This is a genomic window from Gordonia sp. NPDC003422, from assembly GCF_053588675.1.
The window spans coordinates 23,656-40,816 of sequence record NZ_JBSFQL010000037.1 but is presented as its reverse complement, the minus strand read 5'-3'; the positions used below and the strand labels follow the sequence as shown (position 1 = coordinate 40,816).

Genomic DNA, 17,161 nt, shown 5'->3' with positions numbered 1-17,161 from the left:
GCTGGCCCCGACGACCTCCGGGGTCTGTGTGTCGGGGCCAGCCGGTGCGCGACTCTCGCGGACCGCACCATCGGACGCTGAGTGTCGCGCGGTCTGTGGTTAGCCGGTGAGTGCGCCGTGGGTGCGGGCGTATTCGGCGGCTTCGGCTTCGCGGTGTGCGGTGTGTGCGTCGGCGAGTATGGCGCGTGCGTCGGTGACGGTGTTGAGGGTGAGCGCGCTGCTGATGCTGTGCCACTTGCCGCCGCGTGCGCCTCCTGCGCCGTTGGGTGCGGTGAGTGCGCGGCCGCAGCGTTCGAGCCAGGACACGTCGGTGACGTGGAAGGCGGCGTCGATCCAGCGGGGGCCATGCCATGGCTGCGGGGCGCCGAGGACGTCGAACCGTTCGACCAGGATGCCGAGCACGCCGGCAACCTGGTCGAGGGTTCCGCGGTGTTCGCCGAGGGTGCGCCACGCCTGGATGAACTGGTCGTCAGCTTCGGCGAGGTCGGCGGGTGTCGCGCCGGCGGGGACGAGTTCTGCTGCCTTCGCGATCGCGGTGCACGCGGTGGTGAACGTCGGCCGGATGGATTCGATGAGCTGGTCGCCTGCTTTGCCTTGGAGGGTGCGCGCGAACTGTTGGGTGAGTTCGTGCTTCGCGGTGACCTTGAGGTCGGCCGGATTGCGGTTCGGCTGCACGAGAGCGTCGTCGAGAATGGCTGCGGCGTTGTCGGCGTCGAGGTCACCGCGGCGGACGATGCTGGCGATGTCGGTGGGCTCTGGTGGCGACCACGCGGCGACCGCGGCCATGGCGTCGGTGATCGCGGCCAGCTCGGCGGGGATGGCTCCGCCGAGGTTGGTGGTCTGCTCGACGAGGTTGGCGATGTCGCCGGGTAGCGCGTTGGTGCTCACTTCTTGTCTCCGAATCCCCACGAGGCCGGGTACGCGGGGCCGTCGTCCTTCGGCTTGGGCTTCTGCTCGGCGGGCTTGTCGTCGTCGGCTGGCGGTCGGACGCGAGCAACGAGCTGCTGCCACTGGTCGTCATCGAGCTCTGACAGCATCTGTTCGACGCCTGCGACGAGGGCGGCGAGCGGGTCCTTACGTCGGGGTTGCGTGGGTGTGGTCATTGGTTCCTGCTCTCTGCGTAGTCGATGATGTTGTGGCGATGGAAGATCCATCTTCCGGCGATGCGGTGGCCGTCGAGGTCGGCGGCGATGCGTCGGACGTGGCGCGGGGTGATACCGAGCAGGTCGGCGGCCTGGTGGGTGTCGACCTGCTCGGCTGGTTTCGATTGTGCGCGTGCCGGTTCCGGGGCTGGTCCGTTGCCGGACATGAGTAGGTGGGTGTGGAGTTCGGCGACCGCGGTCGGGATCGGTTGACCAACGATGCGACGACGGCGCTTGAACTCGGCGAGCACCCACAGCGCGACCTTGGTTTGCGCGGTGTCAAGAGTCGTCGGCATCGAGGCGTACCCCGTTGGCGATCGAGTTGCGCGAGCGCAGGCCACTCAGCAGTGGTAGCGGATCAGGTTGTGGTGGTTCGGCATTGGCGAGCACCTGTTCGCGGATGCAGGCGCGGCACGTCCATTTCCAGACTGATCCAGCGTAGCTGCGGACGGGGCCACGGCACACGCCGCAGACATGGCCGTTGTCGGTGGTCATGGTGTTCCTTGCTGTTGTAGGGCGATCTGCTCGACGAGCGCCTGTGACGCGCGCTTGACCTTCGTCGGGTGATGCGCTCCAATCCATGCGTCGGAGGGGCACATCGAACGACTTAGGCAGCAGGTGTTCGATTCCGCGCGGCACCAACGCTCCCAGGATTCGGTAGCGGGTCGAGCGTGCGGAATCCCAGACCCGCTGTTGCGAGTCCAGCGCGATCCGGCCCTCGGCGCGACCATAGGTGATGATCAGCCGCAGAACCGCATCCTTGTCTCGCAGCAGAAGTTGTTGCAGGATATTGACTTCCACTCCGGGCCAGAAGCTGGCCCAGTTGGTGACCGAGTGAATTCCGCACAGGCATTCCGCCGCGGGAATCTCGTCAAGGTCGTGATACTCGCAGGTCGCGGTGTACAGGAGGCCACGGCGGTGCGTGCTGAAAGTTCGGACCACGAACGGCGGAACGAGGGCCCCATCGTCGGTGACTTTCCAGACGCGCCACCCGACGTGACGATCAACGATCGGCGTTTCGCTTGCCGCTTTCCAGTTGATCTCGACGGGGAACAGCTCGGCGGTGTCGAGTTGCCACAGTGGTTGTTTCGGTGCATCCGGTGCGAATGGGTCGTCGCCGAACAGCCGGAATCCCGCCATCTGAAGTAGGTTGAAGTCGATCCGAGCGGCGCGGAGTATTCCGGTCTCCACGATGACGGGGCGGCCGTCGCGCAGGTAGTCGATGAACAGGGAGAGTGCGGGCGAGTAGGTCCGCAGTTGTCGTTCCTCGGCGTATCGCAGCACGCTGGCGCGGATCTCATCTATCGGGCTCATGCGGCACTTGCCTTTCGTGGTCGGCCTGGTTTGCCGGGAAGCGCGGGTCGGCGGCCACCGATGACGGCGTGGACGTCGGGCTGGGTTGTCGACCACTGGTGGCACGCGTCGACCGCGGGGCAGGTGCGGCACAGCTCGACCGCGGCCTGGTGGCGGTAGTCGGCGTCGGTGAATTCCTCGCTGTGGGCCTTGGGATCGAACAGCGCTTCGGAACCGACGCAGTTCGCGCCAGAGAGGTCGGCGGTCCCGCGCAGTATCTCGGCGGTGAGGTCAACCCAGCCACCCTCCCGGCGAGCCGGACCGCGGTGTTGGCTCACCACGGCTCGTCCAGCGGGTCATCGTCGGCTGCGTCGGCGGGCATCGTGCCGGCGAGGTCCTTGCAGCGAACCGACCAGGCGTTGCGGGCGGCGTCGACGAGTCGTACGCGTGTGTCGAAGTCGCTTGCGCGGTGCTCGATCATATCCAGGAGGGGCGCGACGATGCTCTCTGCGAGAGTTTCACAGGCGTCGGCGAATACGAGCATTAGGTGATCCACGTCGTGGATGTCGGAGAACGCTTCTGAGATAACGTCTTTCGCGGGCAGTCCTCGCGAGACGAGATCGAATGCCAGCCGTGCACCCCAGACCGCTTTCGCATCGAGGGATGGTAGTCCCAGCATCCCGTTCAACTGGCCGTTGGTGTCGACGGTGGGGATCGCACCAACGGTGTGTGCCCAGGGTTCGGTGACGCGCGCCAGGGTTCGTTCGGAGTCGGCCTGTGCGCGCATCTCGGCTAGGCGTGCCGGTTGCTCCGCACGCGATTGTTCGATGTGGTCGATCAGTCGGCGGGCCTCGGCTGCTTGATGGTTGAGTTCGGTGATGCGCTCGTCGCGGTCGGCCGGGTCAGCAGAACGCGCACCCGCCTCTTCGGCGAGGATGTCGGCGGCGATCCGGAGGTTGTCGGTGCGATCGGTCATTGGTCGTTCTCCTTGCAAGATTCATGGATGCCGGCCGAGAGGTCAGCGTCGAGGGTCATTGGGAAGCGGCAGACGCGGCAGGATTGTGTTGTCTGCCATGCCTTGTACGCATCGAGCGCGGATTGACGTTGCCCACCGATCCGGCGGTGAGCGTCGTTCCCAGAGCTTGGCGGTGGGCGCAGTGCAGCGATCTTCGCGACCAAATCAGCCGAGGCCGAATCAGCAGGTGCGTGCTCGCCGTCTTTCGCTGGCCGGAGTGACCAGGTGAGCGTGTCGCCCGGTCCGGGGCGTAGACGAAACACCGCTGCGAGTGGTTCGCGTTCTCCGACAGGAGACTTCGCTCGCAGACCACCGTGCCGATCCTTGTTGATCGTCACGTACGCCGTGCCACCTTGGCCGGGAACAAAGGCGTCCTTGGCCTTCACGCGAAGCGAGACACCGCCGACAGCGCGTCGTTTCGCTGGTGAACCGGTCGGCCCGGATGCGCGTGACTCTGCGCCTTTCGCGAGGTGGTCGATGAGGACCACACACGCTCCGGTACGCACGAGCGGCTTGATCACCCGCGTGTGGGTGACGGTGAAGTCGTCGCCGCTGTTGCTGGACGCCTTGAACATGGGCAGCAGCTCGCCGAGCGAGTCCAGCCCGATCAAGTCCGGCGTCCAGGTCGTGCAGTCGATGACGACCTGGATCAGTTCGAGCGGACCGTCCGGTTCGATGTAGCGGAACCGGTCGAGGTCCCCGAGCACGTCGGCCGTCACTCCGAGTTGCAGCAGACGCGCCGCGGTGGAGGCCGCGCCGTTGTGATCCATATCGACAAACAGGCCGCGACCGCCATCCTGCAAGGTCTCAGCGAGCGCGCACAGCAGCAGCCACGTCTTGCCGTGTTCCGGGTCGGAGAACAACAGATTCAGCTGCCCTCGGTAGAAGATGCCCGGACCGTCATCGCGGCGCATCACAGTCGGTGTCGGCGGGTCAGGGAGATCGCCAGCGAGCAGTGCCGCGATGTCGAAATACGGTGCCCGCTCCGGGGTGGTACCGGTACCCGGTACTGGGGTGGGTACCGGTACCGCTGTGCTGTTGGTGGGGGTGGTACCGGTACCAGTACCGGGTGTTGGTACCGGTACCACCTGGGGTTTGCTGGCCCCGCTTGGTTCTGATTCGTGCTGGTCAGCCGGTACGGTACTGGTTCCGGTACCAGTACCGGGGTGGTACTCGCTCACATCGGCCTCCTGATTGCCCAGGGGTTCGCGGCCAGCCACTGGCGACGGGTGGCGATCCGCCGGCCAGCCTCTCTCCACTCGATCGCCTGGGACACCTCGACCGCGGCGTCCTTGATGGCGCGGATTTCGTCGAGCGCGTCCAGCTCGGCGAGCAGCACATCGCGGACACCGGCCGTCAAGAGCGCGTTGAACTGTGCTCGGTCGACGCCTTCGGGCATCGGCAGATGCACCAGCCGCGCACGGAGGTCGAGGGCTTCGGGATACGTGATGCTCATTCGGCCACCCGCTTCCGGCAGGCAGGGCCGACACCGAGCTGGCGTGATCGTTTCGCGGTGAGCGGGGAACCGCAGACACGGCACACAACGGCGAGGACGTAGTTGCCCTCGCGCAACGCGGCCAACATCAGTTTGTCTGCCGGGTCGAGGTACTGGTCGAGGTCGAGTTCGGTGATAGAATCAGCACTGATCCGCCCACCACATGGATCTTGTTGCCTGCCCTCGGTTGCCCGACCGGGGGCGGCGTCATTTCCGGGACTCATTCGCAATCACCACCGATCTGGTCGGCCTGGTGGTCGGTGATGCCGAGATCGTCGAGCCAGTCGAGGTGTTCGTAGTCGGGGCCGCTCATGCTGCGCCACCCATCGGGGTCATCGAGGCGTCAACCTCGTTCAGGTCGACGCGGATTACCTTGTGGCCGTTGCGGTATCCGCGCATCCGGCCGTCGGCGATCATCTGTCGAATGGTGCGCGGGGTGACGCCGATGTAGGCGGCGGTTTCCTGAATAGTTGCCCAGCGACGGGGCAGTGTGGACTTGGCCACTGAATCCTCCAGAGACGAAAACGGAGAACACCAAGCATTCACCACGGGCTCATTTTGCGTGGTTCTGCTCGACGTTCTCCGATACGACCTCCAGGGTCTTTGCGCGGAGCGGGTGACGAGCGTCCAGGGCTCGTTTCACCTCCAACGCCGTTCGGTCTTTCAGTGAATGTCGGTCGCCTCCAGGGCTATCCGGCCAATCTCCTACTTGACGTAGCGGGTCGGTGTTCAGTTATGCGGCGCGGTATTCCGTGCCTGGAACCAATACAGCACGAATTGCCGCGTAACGCAAAGACTCACCGGGGCGTGTCTCCCTCAATCAGTTTCGACAGTGCCTCGGCGATCTTCCTGTCACGGCCCTTTGCCGCGTGCTGATACCTCATGGCGGCCGAGACGGTCGAGTGTCCGAGGCGTTGTTGTAGCTCGGCGAGTGTGGCCCCGGTGGCGGCTGCGAGTACCGCGCCGGTGTGGCGCAGATCGTGGAAGCGTAGATCGGTGCGCTTCGCGGCCTCGCGGGCTGGGTAAAAGTAGCTGTAAAGCGTTGTCGGCGTAAGGTATCCGCCTTCGGGTGCCGGGAATAGGAGAGCGTCGGCCTTCGGTCCGGTGTACTCGGCGAGATGCCGTTCAGCATCGGCCAGGACATGGGGAGGTATGTGGACGTCGCGAGTGCCGGCGTCGGACTTCGCGCTGTCCTGCTGCACGTAGGCGTTGCGTGTGGCGTCCCGGACAGCCCCGCGGCTCACCGACACATACCCGCCGACGAGCTGGCGCGCTCCGTCATCGTCGACCTCGTACTCCAGCACCACGTCTCGGCGCCGGATCTCGATGAGTTCACCGAACCGCAGCGCACACCACGCCGCGAGCAACGTCATGAGCCGATACCTTGCAGGCATGGTCTCGACGATCGTCGTCAACTCGTCGATGGTGGCGGGCACTGTGCGCGATCGTCGGCGGGCGCTACCGGCGCCTTCCACGCGGCATGGGTTCGCGTCGACCAGCTCGGAGTTGAAAGCGGTGGTCATGATCGTCCGCAACAGGCTGTAGGCGTGCGCGCGCATCGTCGGCGCGTCGGGGAGCAGCTCGGCGTGCCAGGCCCGGACGTCGGCGGGAGTGATCTGGTTCAGGTGCTTCGTCCCGAACGTCGGCAGGAGGTGGAGGTCGAGTAGCTGCCGGTAGTGGTCTCGGGTGCGGATTTTGAGAGGCCGCCCGTTGACCATGCGTGTCTTCAGCCATTCGTCGGCGTAAGGCTCGAACATCGGTGACTCGGCCTGGTCGGCCTCGCGCGGGTTCCAGAGGTTCCGATCGATCTCGCGGCGTCGGTCTGACAGCCATGACTCGGCGTCGAGCTTGGCGCCGAAGGTCTTCGGGGCCTTGTGTTCGGCACCATCGGGGCCGGTGTAGCGGGCCTGGTATCGGCCACTCGGCAGCTTGCGGATGCTGCCGAATCCGCGCTTGCTCACGGTCGCTCCTGTCTGGTGTGCCAGATACGTGCCAGATCAGATTACATCTGCTTCCGTGACATTCCGCATGTTTCTCGTGTACTGTCATCCGTGACCGCAGGTCAGAGTACTTAGACCGCTGGTCAGCCACACAAATCCACAGAGCCCGGTTTACTGGTTCGAGTCCAGTTGGGGGAGCAGAGTAGCAGCAGGTCAGGCCCGGTTTTCACCGGGCCTTTTCTGTTGGTGCCGGACTGGCTCTCCGAGAAGACTCGGGTGCCGCCAAATGTGTGAGGATCGATCACATGACGGAGATTCTTGAAGTCGTTCCCGGGAGGCGGATCGGCCCGGTAGTCCTGGGGCAGTCGCACAGAGGTTGAAGCTGTCATCGGCGCGCCTTCAGCCGAGGCGCGTGGCAATCTCCTCTATCGCGAGAATGCGATCGAGGTCGAGTTCGACAGCGCAGGTCGCGTGCCTTTCGCCCAGTTGTCGTACTCACGGCCAGGCGAACCAGTGCTGGTCGTCCAGGGAATCCGGCTTAGTTGCCGGGCGTACGACGATGTCATCGCTGAGCTCGCTGCTATCGGTCTCTGTGGTGAGGAGACCGCCATCGGGCACGACTTCCCGGGCTGGGGACTGTTCACCATGCACTCACTCACGGTGTGCGACGTGGACCCTGAAAACCCAGACGATGAACGGTCTCTACTCGACGGAGTATGGGTCCGCCCAAAGTGACCGGCCTGACCGCTTCGTCGACGACAACTCCTGGGCGACGCCGTCATTCGGAGGGGCCGCAGTGGTCGGACGATCTGTCGATTTGTCGAAAATGCTGTGGTTCAACATGATTCGACAAGTCTCCTGATGTTGTGTAGGTGTCGTCGAAAATACTTGCGAACCCGGCGCTAGGCATGTACTCTCGAATGTGAGTTCGAGTGATCCGGATTCGGGGGTGAGCATGGATCAGCAGATCGGCCAAGCGGCGGAGTCGTCGTTGTCGGAGGTTCCTGGTCTGCTCACCGAGATCGACGGGTTGCTGGATCGGTTGGCGGCCGCGGATCTGACGCGCTGTTCTGATGCCGAGTTGGTGGCTGTTGCGCAGGTTCACGAGCGTGCCATCAATCGGATGACGTTTCAAGGCAATCGACAAGTGCTGGAGCTGTCGGATCGGAATGTGCCCCGCGCGATGGGGTTTCGTAGTCTCACCAACTTCCTGAACGTCGAGCTGCGGGTGTCGGACCCGGCGCGACGCAAAGACCAGATGGCGGCCACCGGCCGCTTCCGGGAACTCGATGGGCAGCTGAGGGAGCCGAGGTATCCGACGCTGGCGACCGCGTTCGCCGACGGACTCGTGGGGCCCGGCCATGTACGCAAGGCCGCGGAGATGTTGGATGCCATCCCGCACAAGGTGTCCCACGACAAGCAGGTCGCCGCCGAAGCGACACTGTCGGGGTTGGCTGCCGAACACACACCGGACGAGATCAACACGTTGGGGCAACGCATCCTGGCGCATCTGGATCCGGATGGGGAACTGTCCGACGACGCCGACCGTAAACGGCAACGCAATCTGTGGCTGAATCGGCAGAACGCGCAACAGATGTCGAAGCTGACCGCTCACCTCGACCCGGAAACCCGGGCGCTGGTGGACATGCTGTTGGCGGTCTGGGCCAAACCCGGTCTCAACAACCCGTCCGATCCCGACTCGCCCAGTGGTGCCGAGGACGACGCCGACCCCGACCAGTTGAAAGCGGCCGCCGCCCGTGATGGCCGGTCGCAGGCTCAACGTAATCATGATGCGCTTTCGGCGCTGCTGAAAGCAGTGTTCACAGACGGCTTGCTGGGCAAAACCCATCGCGGGTTGCCGGTGCAGTTGATCATCAAGGTTGAACTCGAGGACCTGATCGCCAAGGCCGGGTTCGGTACGACGGCGACCGGATCGCTGCTGCCGATGTCGGATGTGGTGCGGTTGGCGGCCGAGGCCGAACAGTATTTGGCGGTGTTCGCCGACAACATTCCACTCGCCCTGTACGAGGGCCGGTCCAAGCGGTGCGCGACCATGGCACAGCGGTTGATGTCGTTTGCCCGTGAGGACGGGGAGGTGTGTTCGGCACCGGGCTGTGATCAGCCGGCCACGCACGTGGAAATGCATCACGCGCACCGTGATTGGGCCGACGGTGGGCGCACCGACATCGTCGACCTTGCGCCGGCGTGTCCGAAGCACAATCGGATGGTCAGTGATCGGCTCGGTGATTACACCACCGGGGTGTATCGCAGCGGTGATCTCGCCGGACGCACCTGGTGGCGGCGTAACCACCGACCCGGGGCGCCACCCAATCCGGCGCGCGTGAACCGGCGCCCCGACATCCGGGCACTGTTCGACCAACAACTCGAGAAAGCCCGCGGCCGAATCCACCACACCGAACCCGACCCGCCACCGTCGGCCACATACCAACTCACCGAGACCATCCCACCACCGGTCTCGGCGGTAGAAGCACGCCTGGCCATGGCGCTGGTCGAGAAGTACCTGTAAGACGGCTCGCGGTGCCGACGCGCACAGGTGTGTCGGTGCTCGGATCTACGGTGGAGGCATGGCACTCACCGTCACCGAACGAGAACAGTTCCTGTCCGAACCGCACATCGCTGCACTGTCGGTGGAAGCAGAACCAGGACGGGCACCGCTGACCGTTCCGATCTGGTACCAGTACACGCCGGGGGAGAGGCCATGGCTGCTCACCGGCACCGAATCACGAAAGCTCGGATTGATCAGGGCCGCAGGTCGATTCACTCTGATGGTGGAACGCGTCGAACCGACTATCCGGTACGCGTCGGTGTCGGGCGACGTCGTCGGATATGACGATGCGACGCGAGATGACCTGTGGGAGATGGCCGCGCGCTACCTGCCCGAGGAAAAGGTCGGGCCGTACGTCGACTTCGCATGGGACAACCACGGTCCGCAGACCAGAGTGACGCTCGAGCCGCGACAGTGGGTGTCGCTGGATCTCGGCAGTGTCTGAGTTGGCATATCAAGGTCGCCCGGGCCTTCGAGGCTCCTCGCGCATGGCGCTCGTCGCACCTCAGGCGGCGGTGGGGTGCATGGCGCTTGTCGCCCAAATACCCTGTCTCACCAGGCCCTTCGAGGCTCGTCGCTCGCGCTCCTCGCACCTCAGGGAGCGGATGAGTCTTCGAATCGCGCTCCTCGCACCTCAGCTCAGGGAGCGGATGAGTCTTCGAATCGCGCTCCTCGCACCTCAAGGAGCGGAAGCAAGGCTGGCGCACGGTGAACCCCGGTCAGGACCAGATGCCTGAGTTCTCCAGGTGCCTCGTGAGACGCGTTGAACCGTCGACGAACTGGCGACGCGTCTGCTCGACCACGGCGTCGCGATCCTCCGACCGGTAGGCGTCGATGAGTCGGGCGTGACTGTCGACCGCAACGTCGCCCCACTCGGGGTCGGCCGCGTAGAGGTGCGCGGGCGTGTAGCGGGTGGCGGCAAGGAGGAACCAGGCCAGCTTCCGGCCGTCGGCGATGTGGTTGTGGACGCGGTGGAAGTCGAACTCGGCGTCCTGCACGGCGTCCACGTCACCCGCGTCGAGGGCCGCTCGCAACTGCCGGTTGCACCATTCGAGCTCGGCCAACTGCTCCTCGGTGATGACGTCGGCGGTGCGCAGCGCCAATTTCACGGCGATCGCGCCCTGGAGCCAGAACAGATCCTCGACGTCGGTGCGGCTCAGCTCGGCGACCACGTAGCCGCGTCGCGGGACGAGGTTCACCATGCCCTCGCCCCGCAACGTCAGCAGCGCCTCCCGGACGGGGGTGACACTGACACCGAGCGCCTCGGCGGTCTCGTCCATCCGGATGTAGTCGCCCGGTTGGACGGCAGCCGTCATGATCTGACCACGCAGGTGCGTGGCCACCTCCTCGGACAACTGCGGCCGCCGCCGAAGCGGCTTGGCCGCAGCGCGAGACGGCACGTCGACGTCGGCCGGCTCAGAGGCCAAACGTCTTGCCGATGATGTCTCGCTGGATTTCATTGGTGCCACCATAGACAGTCGAGATGATGGCGCCGCGCATCTGCCGCTCCGCGTCGAACTCGGTGGCGTATCCGTAGCCGCCCATCATCTGCATGGCGTCGATCGTCATCGCCTTGGAAACCTCGGTGGCCTTCAGCTTGGCCATCGACGCCTCGCGCGGGAACAGCTTCTTCGGGTACGTGTCGGCGAGCTCCGCTACCCGGTAGACCAGCAGCTTGGTGCATTCGATCTCGGTCGCGTGGTCGGCAAGACGATGTCGCAGCGCCTGGAACGTACCCACCGGCCGGCCGAACTGCTTGCGCTCGGTGACGAAAGTGAGCGTGTCGGCGAAGGAACGCTCGGCCACACCGAGTTGCATCGCCGCCAGGATGAGCCGCTCGGTGTTGAGGCCGGCCATCAGCTGATTCCAGCCGTTGTTGACCTGGCCGACGACCGCCGAATCCGGCACCTTGACGTTGGTGAAGTAGAGGTCGTTGACCTCGCGGCCGCCCAGGGTGTCGATGCCCTTGATCTCCAGCCCGGGGGTGTCGGCGGGAATGTGGAACTGGGTGAGGCCCTCGTGCTTCTTGTCGCTTTTCTCGGTGCGGGCGATCAGCAGGATCGACTTCGCGAAATGCGCGTTGGAGCACCAGGTCTTCTGGCCGTTGATGATCCAGCCGCCGTCGACCTTCTCGGCCCGGCACTTGAGGTTGGCGACGTCGGAGCCTGCTTCGGGTTCGGACATCGAGATCGACAGCGAGTCGCCTTCCGCGACGCCGGTGAGGACTTCCTTCTTGAGCTGCTCGTCGGCGAACTTCTGGTAGGCGGCGGCGGTGATCAGGGTCGGCCCGATGCCGCCGATCGGAGCCATCGCCCGCATCGATTCGTGGAGCAGGATCGACATCTCGATGTTGCCCGCGCCGGCGCCGCCGTACTCCTCGGGCACGAGGATGCCGGCCCAGCCGAGTTCTGCCATCTTCTTGTAGAGCTCCTGCGAATGCAGTTCGGCGCCGTTGCTGGTGAGACGATCGCGCTGCTCCCGGGTGCCCGCCTCACGCTGGCAGAAGTCGGCAACGGCCTTCGCGAACGCGGTCTGTTCCTCGGTGAAATTCACCATCGTTGTGCCTGTCCTCTCGATTGACGCCCAAATCGGTGGCCAAGGTATCACATCAAATATATTTGATACGACTGAGCGTGAGCTGGGACACAAATCACTGTCGCTACATTGGTGGGATGCCGAAGTCTCGACACGTACCGAGCGCCGGGGATTCCACCGACGTCATCGACACCGACGTCATCGACACCGACGTCATCGACACCGACGTCGTCGACACCAATACCGACGTCAACGGTGACGCCGCCGACGGCCCTGACGTGACCGACGACCCGGCCGAGGTGTCCCTCGTCAAGGACCCGACGCCGCTCGACGGGCAGGCGTTCTTGGCTGCCAACCGCACCAATCGAGAAAAGTATCGAGTCGAGGCGGAGCGCAAGGCGGCGCGCGAAGCGGCGAAGGCCGACCGGAAGGCCGGTCGTCGGGGAGCGTCGGACGACGCCGACGATGCCTCGGACAAAGTCGATGCCGTTGGCGCGGCAGACGAGGCAGACCCCGCCGAGATGGCCGTGGATCGGATACCTCGCAAACTCGAGGCAGGCGATCGTGCCGCGACAACGGGGAGTCGCTTCCGGGTGGGCGGTAGTCGGAAGACCTTCTTGGTGATCGCAGCGTTGGCGGCGCTCGTGGTCGCATTGGCGGTCTCCACCGCGTGGCTGGCCGTGGCGTATCGAGATGCCAAGTCGGACAACGTCGCGGCGTCGTCAGGCTTTGACCCGACGACACAGTCGGCCGTCGATGCCGCGCGTAAGTACGCCGTCGAACTCACCAGCTACGACTCGGCGAACTTCGCCGACCTCGATCGTCGGATCGAGGCGGTCTCGACACCCAAGTTCGCGCAGTCGTACATCGCGTCGTCGCAAGATGCGCGTCGGGGCAGTGCGCAGGTCAAAGCGGTGTCGTCGGCCAAGGCCGACAACGCCGCGATCATGTCGGTCGACGAGGGCAAATACGTCGTGCTGCTCACGCTGGACCAGACAGTGACGTCGCCGGAGATCCGGAAGGCCAAGCCGGACGGAATTCTCTACCAATCCCGCGTGAAGATGACGCTGGTCCAGTCCGACGACGGGCGCTGGCTCATCGACGATTTCGACGTCGTCTGAGTCTCGGAAATCTCATTCGCCCAGCAGAATTCGTGAGCTCAGCGCGGTGATCCGCGCCTCGGAGGGTTGCTGGGGGAGTCGCGCCAAGTCGGTGATCACGTTGAGTGCCGCGTGCACGAGGAAGCGGGCCTGAGTTGCGCTCAGATCGGGTCGCCACCGGGTCACCCAAGTCGCCCATTCCTCGACGGTGAGTCGTTGCTGGTTGCGCAGCGCCGTGCGCTGCGTCGGCCCGACATGCCCGATCTCGGTGACATACACGGTGATCAACTCGGTACTGCCGCAGGTCAATCCGACATAGCGGGTGACGAGTGCGACGATCGCCTCGCGAGGGGTGCTCGACGCGGCGAGTGCGTCGGTGATCGACGCGGTCACTCGCTCGGCGGCACGCCAGAACGCGGCCTCGAGGATCGCCGACTTGCTCGGGTAGTGCCGGTAGACACCTGATGCGGGTATCCCGGCGGCGCGCGCGATGTCGTCGATGGTGACGTCCCGGAATCCGCGCGCGGCAAACAGGTGGATCGACTCGGCCAGGACCACCTCCCGCTTGGCCGCGGGGAGCAGTCCGGTGCCGGGTGTGGCTGTGGTGGGGTCGGTCGGCGGGGGTAGATCGACCTGGACGAGATCGGTTGCCGCGTCACGGATCAGGGTATGTGCCTCGCGGGCCGGGAGCGCCGCTCGGTGCGTGGCCGGGCTGGCCACCACGCTCGTCATTGCCGCGGTGATCAGATCGGCGTCGGCGTCGCTCAGGCCGGGTCGGCGTCGTTGTAGCGCGGCCCGGATGCGCCGGTGCTGGTTGATGACCACCTCTCGCACGAGGTCGGCGTCGGCACCTTCGAGGTAGCGGGCCTCCCAGCGATAGAGGCCACCGGTGCGGCGGTTCTCGATCGACGTGGTTGTGATGGCGCTGAGCAGGTCGTCGAGTTCGGTGGGTGAACCCGGTTCGACCCCGTCGACGGCGCCGCTCAGCCCGTGCGCCAACTGTGCGGTCGTCTCCGCGAACAGTGCGTATTTCGTCGGAAAGTGGCGATAGAGCGCGGGCGCGGAGATGCCGACCGCGTCGGCGATGTCCTCGAGCCGCACAGTGTGGAAACCCCCGGCGCTGAACGCCTTGGCGGCCGCGTCGAGGATGAACTGTCGCCGCGCAGCAGGGCGTCGCCGACGAGGTGCGCCGGCGTCTGCGGCAGGCACGTCGGATGGCGTGGTCCCTGGTTGTGCGGTCATGACGGTTCAGCCTAGCCGGATGCAGTCTTCGCGTGACCGATTTATGTCGCAAGGACAAAAAGACCAGGAAGACCGCGTGTGTGGCCGTGATAAGTTAACCGGTATTCTCGTGATGTGGGTCGCACTATGGTAGTAAGGTCAGGACCCGATGGGACGGATATGTCCGGTTGTGTCTATCGATGCCGTGGCGTGGAATGTCATGGCGGACGAGGAGTGCTGTGAGCGACGGTGCGGTGACGGAGAAGGTGACGGATAAGCCGACGACGGGGATCGGGGCCAGCGGAATCGGGACCAACGTCGATGAGCGCGGCGTCGCGCGTCTGACGATCTCGCGGCCCGAACGCATGAATGCGCTCGATGGTGCGGCGTCGGCCGCGATCATCGAGGCCCTCGACGCGTGGGCGTCCGACGACGACGTCCGTGCGGTGGTCATCGACGGTGCCGGCGGCAGCTTCAGCACCGGCGCAGACGTCATCGCGATCGCCGAGAATGCCGCCAAGAACGCTGCGTCGGGGTCGGCCGGCCTCACGCCTGAGCAGGCGCGCCAGACGATCTCGGGTGGCTCCGAGCTGGCGCGTGCCGTGCGCCGGGTGCCGGTGCCGGTGATCGCCTCGGTGGACGGCGCGGCCGTGGGTATCGGTGCTTCGCTGGCCATTGCGGCCGACCTCGTCTACGCGACGTCGCGGTCGTACTTCCTGCTCGCGTTCATCAACATCGGGCTGATGCCCGACGGCGCGGCCTCGATGCTGCCGGCCGTGTCGGTGGGTCGTGCGCGTGCCAACGCGATGGCTTTGCTGGGCGAGAAGCTGCGGGCGTCCGCCGCTTACGACGCCGGACTGGTGACGGCTGTCCTCGACGACCGTGCCGCCCTCGACGCCGCGGTCGACAAGGCTGCGAACAAGGTCGCGTCCTCGAGCCCGGCCGCGATGCGGCTCACCAAGGCCGCGCTCGACGCGCACACCATGGCCGGGTTCGAAGCCGCCCTCGAACGCGAACTCGCCGGTCAGACGTCGCTGTTGCAGTCACCCGAGTTCCAGGCCGCACTCGCGGCCTTCACCGGCAGGTAGCCTGCCGACCAAAAGTGTTGTGGCCGAGCTGATCTCGCTCGCCACCGATACCACTCGACAATCAATTCGCACGTCCGAAGAAGAAGGAGACACCGATGACCGCCACCCTCGATTCGAGCAGCGATCTCGTCACCGAGCCATTGCGCTCCCGCCGCAATCACTGGAACAACCAGATTCGCCGCCATGCGTTCATGACACCGGACAAGCCTGCGCTGAAGTTCATGGGGCAGGTCACCACGTGGAAGCAGCTCGACGAACGGTCGCGCGCATTCGCCGCCGCCCTCAGCCGTCGAGGCGTGCAGTTCGGTGACCGAATCCTGCTGATCCTGCTGAATCGTTCGGAGTATGTCGAGGCGACGCTGGGCGCCAACCTCATCGGCGCAATTCCGGTGCCGGTCAACATCCGGATGAGTCCCGCCGAGATCGCGTTCCTCGTCACCGACAGCGGCGCGAAGGTCATCGTCACCGAGTCGTTGCTCGCACCGCTGGCCGACGCGGTCAGCGCCGCGACCGGCGCGATCGACGCCACCGTCGTGGTGGGCGACACCCAGAACGAGGCGCACCTGAAGCTCGAGGACCTGGTGGCCGAGGACTCCTCGGACCTGCCGGAGATCGACGTCCCGGAAGAGACCGTCGCCCTCATCATGTACACCTCCGGCACCACCGGAAAGCCCAAGGGCGCCATGCTGACCCACCAGAACCTGCAGGCGCAGGCGGTGACCTGTCTGCAGGCGTTGAACACCCGGTCCGACGATGTGGGCTCGTGTGTTGCGCCGATGTTCCACATTGCCGGCCTCGGCGCGATGGCGCCGCTGTTCTACATGGGTGCGCTCTCGGTGATCCACCCGTTGGGGGCGTTCGACCCCAACGACATGCTCGACACCCTCGAGAAGGAGGGCACCACCTCCATCTTCCTGGTGCCCGCTCAGTGGCAGGCCGTGTGTGCCGTGCAGCAGGCCAAGCCGCGTGACCTCAAGCTGCGTGTCATCAGCTGGGGTGCCGCGCCCGCCTCGGACAGCGTGCTCAACGCCATGAACGAGACGTTCCCGGATGCCATGAACGTGGCGGTCTTCGGTCAGACCGAGATGTCGCCGATCACTTGCGTGCTCGAGGGCCGCGATGCCCTGCGCAAGATCGGTTCCATCGGCAAGGTCGTGCCTGCGGTCACCGCGCGCATCGTCGACCCGGAGATGAACGACGTCGAACCGGGCGTCGTGGGCGAGATCGTCTACCGCGGACCCAACATGATGAAGGGCTACTGGCAGAACCCGCAGGGCACCGCCGACGCATTCCACGGCGGCTGGTTCCACAGTGGCGACCTGGTCCGCCAGGACGAAGAGGGCTTCATCTACGTCGTCGACCGCGCCAAGGACATGATCATCTCCGGCGGCGAGAACATCTACTGCGCCGAGGTGGAGAACGTGCTCTTCGGCCACGAGAAGATCGTGGAGGCCGCGATCATCGGCCGCGCACACGAGAAGTGGGGCGAGGTGCCGGTGGCGGTCGTCGTGCTCGCCGAGGGCGTCGACGACCTCACCCTCGAGGACCTCGAGCCGTACCTCAACGAGAACCTCGCGCGATTCAAGCACCCCAAGGACATCGTGATCGTCGACGAGCTGCCCCGTAACGCGGGCGGCAAGGTCGTCAAGCCGACGCTGCGCAGCAGCTACGGCAGCAAGGACGCCGGACTGGCGAACTGACGCCGCACCGCATCACCGGACACCGACCCGGACGCCTGTTACGGCGTCCGGGTCGTTCGCGTCGAA

19 protein-coding genes are annotated in these 17,161 nt (G+C 65.3%); 5 read left to right on the top strand and 14 right to left on the bottom strand.

What is annotated here, in order from left to right:
- Positions 1 to 99: 99 nt before the first annotated feature.
- The 11 genes from ACWDTF_RS23010 to ACWDTF_RS22960 all read right to left on the bottom strand — a co-directional run bounded on the left by ACWDTF_RS23010 (position 100) and on the right by ACWDTF_RS22960 (position 6,930).
- Positions 100 to 888: a hypothetical protein gene (locus ACWDTF_RS23010; RefSeq protein WP_449755136.1), complete on the bottom strand. Its 789-nt coding sequence runs from the start codon at positions 886 to 888 to the stop codon at positions 100 to 102.
- The gene (locus tag ACWDTF_RS23005) at positions 885 to 1,103 is read right to left on the bottom strand and encodes a hypothetical protein (protein WP_449755135.1); all 219 of its coding nucleotides are present in this window, start codon (positions 1,101 to 1,103) and stop codon (positions 885 to 887) included. The genes ACWDTF_RS23010 and ACWDTF_RS23005 overlap by 4 nt, the downstream gene beginning before the upstream one ends.
- A complete protein-coding gene (locus ACWDTF_RS23000) occupies positions 1,100 to 1,438 on the bottom strand; it encodes a helix-turn-helix domain-containing protein (protein ID WP_449755134.1) in 339 nt (112 codons plus the stop codon). Before ACWDTF_RS23000 ends, ACWDTF_RS23005 begins: the two co-directional genes overlap by 4 nt.
- On the bottom strand, positions 1,422 to 2,456 hold the full coding sequence (locus ACWDTF_RS22995; RefSeq protein WP_449755133.1) for a hypothetical protein: 1,035 nt from the start codon (positions 2,454 to 2,456) through the stop codon (positions 1,422 to 1,424). The genes ACWDTF_RS23000 and ACWDTF_RS22995 overlap by 17 nt, the downstream gene beginning before the upstream one ends.
- A complete protein-coding gene (locus ACWDTF_RS22990; protein WP_449755132.1) occupies positions 2,453 to 2,773 on the bottom strand; it encodes a WhiB family transcriptional regulator in 321 nt (106 codons plus the stop codon). The genes ACWDTF_RS22995 and ACWDTF_RS22990 overlap by 4 nt, the downstream gene beginning before the upstream one ends.
- Positions 2,770 to 3,411 (bottom strand): hypothetical protein, encoded by a 642-nt coding sequence (locus ACWDTF_RS22985; RefSeq protein WP_449755131.1) that lies wholly within the window; start codon positions 3,409 to 3,411, stop codon positions 2,770 to 2,772. The genes ACWDTF_RS22990 and ACWDTF_RS22985 overlap by 4 nt, the downstream gene beginning before the upstream one ends.
- Positions 3,408 to 4,364, bottom strand: coding sequence for an AAA family ATPase (locus ACWDTF_RS22980; protein ID WP_449755130.1), 957 nt, complete (start codon positions 4,362 to 4,364; stop codon positions 3,408 to 3,410). The genes ACWDTF_RS22985 and ACWDTF_RS22980 overlap by 4 nt, the downstream gene beginning before the upstream one ends.
- Positions 4,365 to 4,627: 263 nt before the next feature.
- Positions 4,628 to 4,906: a DUF2742 domain-containing protein gene (locus ACWDTF_RS22975; RefSeq protein ID WP_449755129.1), complete on the bottom strand. Its 279-nt coding sequence runs from the start codon at positions 4,904 to 4,906 to the stop codon at positions 4,628 to 4,630.
- Positions 4,903 to 5,169, bottom strand: a complete 267-nt coding sequence (locus tag ACWDTF_RS22970; RefSeq protein ID WP_449755128.1) for a DUF6011 domain-containing protein — start codon at positions 5,167 to 5,169, stop codon at positions 4,903 to 4,905. The genes ACWDTF_RS22975 and ACWDTF_RS22970 overlap by 4 nt, the downstream gene beginning before the upstream one ends.
- A gap of 85 nt (positions 5,170 to 5,254) precedes the next feature.
- Entirely contained in the window at positions 5,255 to 5,449 is a 195-nt protein-coding gene (locus ACWDTF_RS22965; protein ID WP_449755127.1) for an excisionase family DNA-binding protein, read from the bottom strand.
- 293 nt (positions 5,450 to 5,742) lie between these two features.
- Positions 5,743 to 6,930 carry a tyrosine-type recombinase/integrase gene (locus ACWDTF_RS22960; RefSeq protein WP_449755137.1) on the bottom strand — a complete coding sequence of 396 codons (1,188 nt, stop codon included), beginning with the start codon at positions 6,928 to 6,930 and terminating at the stop codon, positions 5,743 to 5,745.
- A gap of 877 nt (positions 6,931 to 7,807) precedes the next feature.
- Here ACWDTF_RS22960 and ACWDTF_RS22955 point away from each other — a divergent pair.
- Together ACWDTF_RS22955 and ACWDTF_RS22950 are read left to right on the top strand one after the other, a co-directional pair.
- Positions 7,808 to 9,412 (top strand): DUF222 domain-containing protein, encoded by a 1,605-nt coding sequence (locus tag ACWDTF_RS22955; protein WP_449755126.1) that lies wholly within the window; start codon positions 7,808 to 7,810, stop codon positions 9,410 to 9,412.
- Between the two features lie 58 nt (positions 9,413 to 9,470).
- Positions 9,471 to 9,896, top strand: coding sequence for a pyridoxamine 5'-phosphate oxidase family protein (locus tag ACWDTF_RS22950; RefSeq protein ID WP_240862230.1), 426 nt, complete (start codon positions 9,471 to 9,473; stop codon positions 9,894 to 9,896).
- 274 nt (positions 9,897 to 10,170) lie between these two features.
- On the opposite strand, the gene ACWDTF_RS22945 is transcribed toward ACWDTF_RS22950, so the two are convergent.
- Together ACWDTF_RS22945 and ACWDTF_RS22940 are read right to left on the bottom strand one after the other, a co-directional pair.
- On the bottom strand, positions 10,171 to 10,911 hold the full coding sequence (locus tag ACWDTF_RS22945) for a GntR family transcriptional regulator (protein ID WP_449755125.1): 741 nt from the start codon (positions 10,909 to 10,911) through the stop codon (positions 10,171 to 10,173).
- On the bottom strand, positions 10,868 to 12,007 hold the full coding sequence (locus ACWDTF_RS22940) for an acyl-CoA dehydrogenase family protein (protein ID WP_449755124.1): 1,140 nt from the start codon (positions 12,005 to 12,007) through the stop codon (positions 10,868 to 10,870). Before ACWDTF_RS22940 ends, ACWDTF_RS22945 begins: the two co-directional genes overlap by 44 nt.
- Positions 12,008 to 12,123: 116 nt before the next feature.
- Between ACWDTF_RS22940 and ACWDTF_RS22935 the strand changes: the two genes are divergently transcribed.
- Complete coding sequence (locus ACWDTF_RS22935) at positions 12,124 to 13,107, top strand: hypothetical protein (protein WP_449755123.1); 984 nt, start codon at positions 12,124 to 12,126, stop codon at positions 13,105 to 13,107.
- A 12-nt stretch (positions 13,108 to 13,119) separates the two neighbouring features.
- On the opposite strand, the gene ACWDTF_RS22930 is transcribed toward ACWDTF_RS22935, so the two are convergent.
- Positions 13,120 to 14,328: a TetR/AcrR family transcriptional regulator gene (locus ACWDTF_RS22930; protein ID WP_240862239.1), complete on the bottom strand. Its 1,209-nt coding sequence runs from the start codon at positions 14,326 to 14,328 to the stop codon at positions 13,120 to 13,122.
- A gap of 218 nt (positions 14,329 to 14,546) precedes the next feature.
- On the opposite strand from ACWDTF_RS22930, the gene ACWDTF_RS22925 reads away from it, so the two are divergent.
- Both ACWDTF_RS22925 and fadD5 read left to right on the top strand, forming a co-directional pair.
- Entirely contained in the window at positions 14,547 to 15,395 is an 849-nt protein-coding gene (locus ACWDTF_RS22925) for an enoyl-CoA hydratase-related protein (RefSeq protein WP_374247956.1), read from the top strand.
- Positions 15,396 to 15,490: 95 nt separating this feature from the next.
- Positions 15,491 to 17,095: a fatty-acid--CoA ligase FadD5 gene (gene fadD5, locus ACWDTF_RS22920; protein WP_449755122.1), complete on the top strand. Its 1,605-nt coding sequence runs from the start codon at positions 15,491 to 15,493 to the stop codon at positions 17,093 to 17,095.
- The last annotated feature ends 66 nt before the right edge of the window (positions 17,096 to 17,161 follow it).